Here is a 6,132-nt window from a genome sequence, read left to right on the forward strand (position 1 = left end):
TTTTTTACACCAGGATGCCCTATGAGCGAGACAAAACTGACACCGGAAGAACAGCATGTAATCCTGCACAAGGGAACCGAACGACCATTCACCGGCCGTTATAACGAGCACTTTGAAACCGGTGTTTATACCTGCAAACAGTGTGGTGCGGAGCTGTATCGATCGGAAGACAAGTTTCCTTCGCATTGTGGCTGGCCCAGTTTTGATGACGAAATCGAAGGCGCCATTCGCCGAGAAGTGGATGCCGACGGACGCCGTACCGAGATTCTGTGCGCCAGTTGCGGCGGTCATCTGGGGCATGTGTTTGAAGGTGAAATGCTGACACGCAAAAACGTGCGCCACTGTGTCAACTCCATCTCCATGAACTTCGTGAGCGCGGAAGAGCGGGCCCAACAGCAGGGATGCGAATTGCAAACGGCCTATTTTGCCGGCGGCTGCTTCTGGGGCGTGGAGCACCTGATGCAACAGTTACCGGGTGTGGTTTCGGTGGTCTCCGGCTACATGGGCGGTCATGTGGATAACCCCAGTTATGAACAGGTGTGCAGCAAGCAGACCGGCCACCTGGAAACCGTCGAGGTGCTCTATGACCCGGCCCAGGTCAGCTTCGCAACTCTGGCGAAGCTGTTCTTCGAGATCCATGACCCGACCCAGGAAGACGGCCAGGGACCGGATATCGGCCCCCAGTACGCTTCCGCCATCTTTGTCCACAATGACGAAGAGTGCGGTATCGCCGAGCAACTGATCGCGGAACTGGAAAACCGGGGACTGCATGTGGTGACACGGGTTTTGCCGATGGCGCCTTTCTGGCGCGCCGAAGAGTTCCATCAGGACTACTACGTGCGTACCGGCAAGGTACCGTACTGCCATCGCTATCAGCAGCGATTTTGAGCGCGGCTGATAGATCACGACCGGGCGGCTGGTCTGCCGGGGCAGCAGCCCGGAGCGTTCAGACCAATCGCCTGTCTATCTGAGCTTTCGACGCATATGCACAAGCCACTGTTACTTCTGACACCCCCTCCTGCTGGCATCCTGCGCGACTACGCCGCCGTCCAACGTTGAAAACGCCTGCAGGATATTCCGGGAAAAGCCCGATTGGTTTGATGCGTCCCTGGATGTTGAACAGAAATATGGCTTACCGATTCAGGTACAGCTCGCCATCATGCGACAGGAATCAAGTTTCAAGCATGATGCGGCACCCCCAAGAGATACATTTCTGGGCATCCCGATGTGGTGGCGAGTGTCCAGCGCATATGGCTACGCTCAGGTGAAAGACGGCACATGGGATTGGTACAAGGACAAGACGGGGAACTGGGGAGCCGACCGTGATGAGTATGATGATGCCGTTGATTTCATGGGGTGGTACGCCGACATCTCTCAACGGACACTCGGTATTTCCAAGTGGGACGCGTACAACCAGTATTTGGCGTACCACGAAGGGCATACAGGCTGGAAGCAGAAAACCTATAACAGCAAGGGCTGGCTGGTCGAGGTCGCCAGAAAAGTGGATGCGAACGCCCGGATGTATGGCGAGCAACTCAGAGGCTGCAGGAGTCGCCTGAAGTCCTCATCCTGGTGGTGGCCGTTTTGAATGACTGAATAGAAGAGCTGTAGAGCATGGACCGAGGCAAGTGACATAGTCGCAGCTTAGTCCTCTCGGGCTAAGGGTACGATAATGCCAGGGGGCAGGGCTTATAATCTGGGGCAGTCGAGACTGCTTTGCGCACAAAACAGACCTTTAAGGGAGTCAGGCAGTCGCTCCATGCACCACAGAAACTGTGGACAAGCTGCTCTGAATTTCTGTGATTATATACAGTTCATTCAGGGCTTCTTGCCTTGAGTGCATGTTTTGTTACTTGACCGTGTTCATTAGTTGTCACGTCCCGTATGGTTATAAGGGCGCTTATTAAAAAGTTCTGGGTGGGTTTTGTACCATTCCTTCATCGCCATAATGGGTGGCCTGGACTTCAGCGCGGACTGCGGCAGTTGATGATTATACAAATGCACATAGCGTAGCAGGGTTTGCTCAAGATCTTCACGACTATCGAAGTGGTGGGTCTTAAGCACATCGGCTATACGCCCGTTGAAACGCTCCACCATGCCATTGGTTTGGGGCGTTCTGGGCTTGGTCAGGCGGTGCTCAATCCCCAAGTCAGCGCAGAGGCGGTCGAACTCATGATTGCCGCTGGGATCTCGCGCTTTTGAGTGAAACAGGCGGTCGGTAAATTCCTTCCCATTGTCCGTTAAGATATGCGTGATCTTGATAGGTGTGGCCTGCTGAAGGCTATCCAGGAAACGCCGAGCCGTCGCGGCCGTTTTGTTCGGATGGATCTGCACAAAGACCCAGCGGGTGGCACGATCAATGGCCACAAACAGGTATCGACGCTTGGTCTCATCCGCCATTTGCGGCAAGTACTTGACGTCGATATGGAAGAACCCGGGCTGATAGGCCTTGAACGTCTTGGGGGCCGGTTTAGGCACCTTGGGCTTGAGGTCATTCAGATTACTAACCCCATGACGGCGCAGGCAGCGGTCCAGACCGGAACGGGATACCTTGTCGCAGAGAAATTCTTTGACGACCGCCAGCAGGTCATCCAGAGACAGCAACAGCTGTTTGCGCAGATAGACGACGATCGCCTCCTGAGCCGGTGTCAGGTGCGTTTGCAGTCGATGCGGTGTGTGCGAGCGGTCTTCCGTGCTGGATCGGCTGCGCCACTTGCGGACGGTTGCCTCGCTGATGCCATACTGCCGGGCCAGTTCGCGGACAGGCTTGGTACTGGCTGCCAGTTCTTCACGAATGGCAGGGGTGGTGCGTGCCCGTTTATGCAAAGATACCATCATGTCGGCTGATCTCCCTGTGCTTGCTGGATGAAGTGCTCAATGGCGCGCTGCATGACGTCACGAGCAACGAACCAAGGATAACGCTTTTGGCTTATATGATCATCCGGGATGCGACAATTAGTGACTGGCAACACGAGGGAAAATCGTTCAGTATCAGAGCATAATGGTCTGGCCGTTGCAGGATAATGCGCACGGCAAAGCAGCAAAACGCGCATGTACATTTTCAACGGAAGAGAATAGCTGTTATATCTCGAATTATCTTTTCTCTTAATGCAGTTAACATAGATCGCTCAATCTTTTGCTAAGCGCAAAAGCACGCCTTCATAAGATTATAATGTTATATTTCAAAGGTAAGTAAGATGCAGCAAGATACTGTGAAATATAGGCGGATTTTTGAAGAGATGTCTCCCGAAGAAATTAAGGAGATGAATCGACTGAGTGATGAGGAACATCAAAGGCAAGCCGAGGCGTTCAGGGCCGGCTATGAAAAGGGTATTTGCTACCTATGTAACAAGCCTTTTAAGACCATTAGCAAAGATAATCCGTGCTTACACTGGCTATTGCGGCAATGCAAATTTAAGAAAAAAGACTTCCCAAAAATTTACGAAAGTTACGGCTACGGGAATATAGCTGCCTTTATCCGATGGTGTGCAAACCAAGAACGTTTTCTTTCGAATATCAATGATCTTGAAGACGAGAAATCAGATAGAAAGATTTTATCGTATACCGTTAAGTGGAAAAATATTGAGTGGACGTTTGACTGCTCGAAGAATGACTTTCAAGGGCATGAAGGAACATCAATTGACTACCCTCATTACCACTTTCAGATGAGAATTGATGGTAGACAGTTTATAAATTTCAACGATTTTCATGTCCCATTTACTGATCACGATCTTTTCATACTAAAAAACAGTATTGAGCAAGGTGATTGGTTCAAGCAGGATTTTGGGGCAATTGGCTCAGGTATGCAGGATGCTATCAGTGTTGAGTTAGACGATATACTTGAGCATACCAGTCGTTCAGACAATGAAGATGAGGCTACGTATCATTTTTCGACGATGATTGATGCAAGGGACAACCCGATTTCTGGTGAAGTAATATACGAAATACAGCAAGAAGCTGAACGAATTGGTAAATCCTTCGCTTTTGTAGCGCAGAAACGATTAAAAGAGCGAGCAAACGTACAAACCGTTGTCAGTCCTTCTGACTCGATCCCAGACATAGCTTTTAGAACAGAGCACAAGCGAAGATAAAATTTAACAAGCACATGTTTTCAGACTGTGTAGCTGCCCCCCGTTTCATGGATACTTCGATCTAATCCATGGCCTTACTCCTGACGAGGAGGCGCAAGATGGCAAGGAAAAATAATGTCTACTGATAGCAATAAATGGATTTTACCTTTCAAAGGGCGCAATCATTCAGGTGCCTTCGAGCAGAACTTCGTATGGAGGAGTGGGAATGTATATGTGATGGACAATCACAGGGCCGCCCTTTGGTGTTGGCTGCAAGAACTGGACCTAAAGACTCCTCATTCTCTGTTCCACATTGATCAACATACAGACACTCTCCAAAGCCGACTTGATGAGTGGATGAAAAACCTGCCTGATTGGGCGTCAAGCCTTCAGGATTATCTGGATCACAGCTATCAATCTGAATTCGGCGGTAACTGTCAACGTAGTTGTCGCGTATAAGTTATCAGCTCTTTAAAAACTCGCCGCCTTTTCCGGGTTCAGTGTGACTGACTCCGGCAAGCTGAAGTCACGGATATCACCTGACCAGCGTTGGGGGTTCTTGGCCTTCTCGACTTCGAGAACCCGTTTGCGTTGCGCCAGGATATACTCGGCCTCGCCGTTATGACGCTGCTCAGGTGTCACGTATTTCAGAGCACTGTGCCGATGCTCGGTGTTGTACCAGCGCACGAACTTCAACACCCAATGCCGTGCCTCTTCGAGCGTCTTGAAGCCATTCACCGGGAACGCCGGTCGGAACTTCAGGGTTTTGAACAGTGACTCCGAGTAGGCGTTGTCGTTGCTGACGCGAGGTCGGCTGTTCGAGGGGGTAATGCCCAGGTCGTACAGCTTTTCCAGGAACGTCGCGGCCTTCATGGGGCTGCCGTTATCAGAGTGCAGCACCAGCGGCTTGGATCGGGCGGCCAGATGTTCCCGCCAGTAGGCCTTTTCGACGAACTCGCTGGCCAGTTCTCCGGTTTCACGCGCGTAGACTTCGTGGCCCACGATCTTACGGCTGTAGACATCCATCATCAGGTACAGGTAAAACCAGGTGCCACGGGCAGGTCCAGGCAACCAGGAGATGTCCCAGCACCAGAGCTGATTAGGCTCGCTGGCTTCATGTGTGGTTGCCTGGCGTTTGCGCTCAGGCGGTTTCTGCCGGCCTCTGGCATGCAGCTGATCGTATTCGTGCAACACCCGGTAGAACGTAGATTCCGACGCCAGATAACGCCCTTGATCCAGCTGATCCGCCACAATAAACGCCGGCGGGGCACTGCGATATCGCGGTTGATTACAGAGCGATACCACGGCTTCACGCTCCTGCTCTGACAGCTTGTTATGCGGTGCAGGTCTGGGCGCGATCGGTCGTTGATCCGCATGGACCAACTGATTCGCCGTCCAGCGCTGGTAGGTGCGCACACTCAGGTTTAGCAAGGCACAGGCCTTGACCAGCGGAGCACCGTTGCTCTGAGCCTCCTGGATCAGACTAACGGCATGCTGGCGATCCGGGAGGCTGGTCATTCGTCCTCGTCTTTGGGGCCCCAGATCGCCTCTGCTTTTTTTGACAGTATTAGCAGCGCGGCCGTCTCCGCGAGCGCCTTCTCCTTGCGGCGTAGATCAGCTTCTAGCTGCTTGATCCGTTTGCGCTCGGCCTTGGTCGCTTGGCGATGCTGTTTGGCTTGCTCATCTGCTTGCGCATTGGCGCCCATACAGGCCGCCTTCCAGGCTTCGATCTGCTCCGGGTACACACCGCGCTGGCGGCAATATTCGCCGATCTCCGCTTCGCTCATCGGAGCGGTCTCCAGCACCATGCGGAATTTTTCTTCGCTGCTCCACTTGTCCGGGGCGGCTGAGTTGGATGGCAAAACGGCACCTCGTTCTCTGGCGGCTTTACGCCAATTGTACAGGGTCGCGGTACTGATGCCTTCCTGACGAGCCAGCTCGGCTACTGTCATGCTGTGAGGCGGCGCCATTTTTTGGAGGATGGCTTCCTTACGTTCCGGTGAATAGTGGGGCATGGTTGTCCTCTGAAATTTTCAGGCGACAACTACGCTGACACATAGGG

At 52.5% G+C, this 6,132-nt stretch carries 6 protein-coding genes; 4 read left to right on the forward strand and 2 right to left on the reverse strand.

Annotated elements, in window-relative coordinates:
- Positions 1–21: 21 nt before the first annotated feature.
- Both H1S06_RS01170 and H1S06_RS01175 read left to right on the forward strand, forming a co-directional pair.
- Positions 22–888 carry a bifunctional methionine sulfoxide reductase B/A protein gene (locus tag H1S06_RS01170; RefSeq protein WP_181736442.1) on the forward strand — a complete coding sequence of 289 codons (867 nt, stop codon included), beginning with the start codon at positions 22–24 and terminating at the stop codon, positions 886–888.
- A 184-nt stretch (positions 889–1,072) separates the two neighbouring features.
- Positions 1,073–1,588, forward strand: coding sequence for a transglycosylase SLT domain-containing protein (locus H1S06_RS01175; protein WP_328515290.1), 516 nt, complete (start codon positions 1,073–1,075; stop codon positions 1,586–1,588).
- A gap of 278 nt (positions 1,589–1,866) precedes the next feature.
- Here the strand turns inward: H1S06_RS01175 and H1S06_RS01180 are convergent, their stop codons facing one another.
- Positions 1,867–2,838 (reverse strand): IS481 family transposase, encoded by a 972-nt coding sequence (locus H1S06_RS01180; protein ID WP_181736443.1) that lies wholly within the window; start codon positions 2,836–2,838, stop codon positions 1,867–1,869.
- Between the two features lie 359 nt (positions 2,839–3,197).
- Between H1S06_RS01180 and H1S06_RS01185 the strand changes: the two genes are divergently transcribed.
- Together H1S06_RS01185 and H1S06_RS15765 are read left to right on the forward strand one after the other, a co-directional pair.
- Positions 3,198–4,091, forward strand: a complete 894-nt coding sequence (locus tag H1S06_RS01185) for a hypothetical protein (RefSeq protein ID WP_181736444.1) — start codon at positions 3,198–3,200, stop codon at positions 4,089–4,091.
- A gap of 216 nt (positions 4,092–4,307) precedes the next feature.
- On the forward strand, positions 4,308–4,529 hold the full coding sequence (locus H1S06_RS15765) for a peptide arginase family protein (protein WP_407658758.1): 222 nt from the start codon (positions 4,308–4,310) through the stop codon (positions 4,527–4,529).
- A gap of 12 nt (positions 4,530–4,541) precedes the next feature.
- Here H1S06_RS15765 and H1S06_RS01195 read toward each other — a convergent pair.
- Positions 4,542–6,085, reverse strand: a protein-coding gene (locus H1S06_RS01195) for an IS3 family transposase (protein ID WP_181736393.1) whose coding sequence is annotated in 2 segments (ribosomal slippage) — positions 4,542–5,614 and positions 5,614–6,085 — 1,545 coding nt in all. Because the reading frame shifts where the segments join, the coding sequence is not laid out codon by codon here.
- Between the last annotated feature and the right edge of the window lie 47 nt (positions 6,086–6,132).

This window comes from Marinobacterium marinum (assembly GCF_013868415.1).
Lineage (GTDB): Bacteria > Pseudomonadota > Gammaproteobacteria > Pseudomonadales > Balneatricaceae > Marinobacterium > Marinobacterium marinum.

Bases quoted from the DNA above. Each gene is read 5' to 3' on its own strand.
- H1S06_RS01185 (WP_181736444.1), top strand. From the start codon at position 3,198: ATGCAGCAAGATACTGTGAAATATAGGCGGATTTTTGAAGAGATGTCT.
- H1S06_RS15765 (WP_407658758.1), top strand. From the start codon at position 4,308: ATGGACAATCACAGGGCCGCCCTTTGGTGTTGGCTGCAAGAACTGGAC.
- H1S06_RS01180 (WP_181736443.1), bottom strand. From the start codon at position 2,838: ATGATGGTATCTTTGCATAAACGGGCACGCACCACCCCTGCCATTCGT.
- H1S06_RS01170 (WP_181736442.1), top strand. From the start codon at position 22: ATGAGCGAGACAAAACTGACACCGGAAGAACAGCATGTAATCCTGCAC.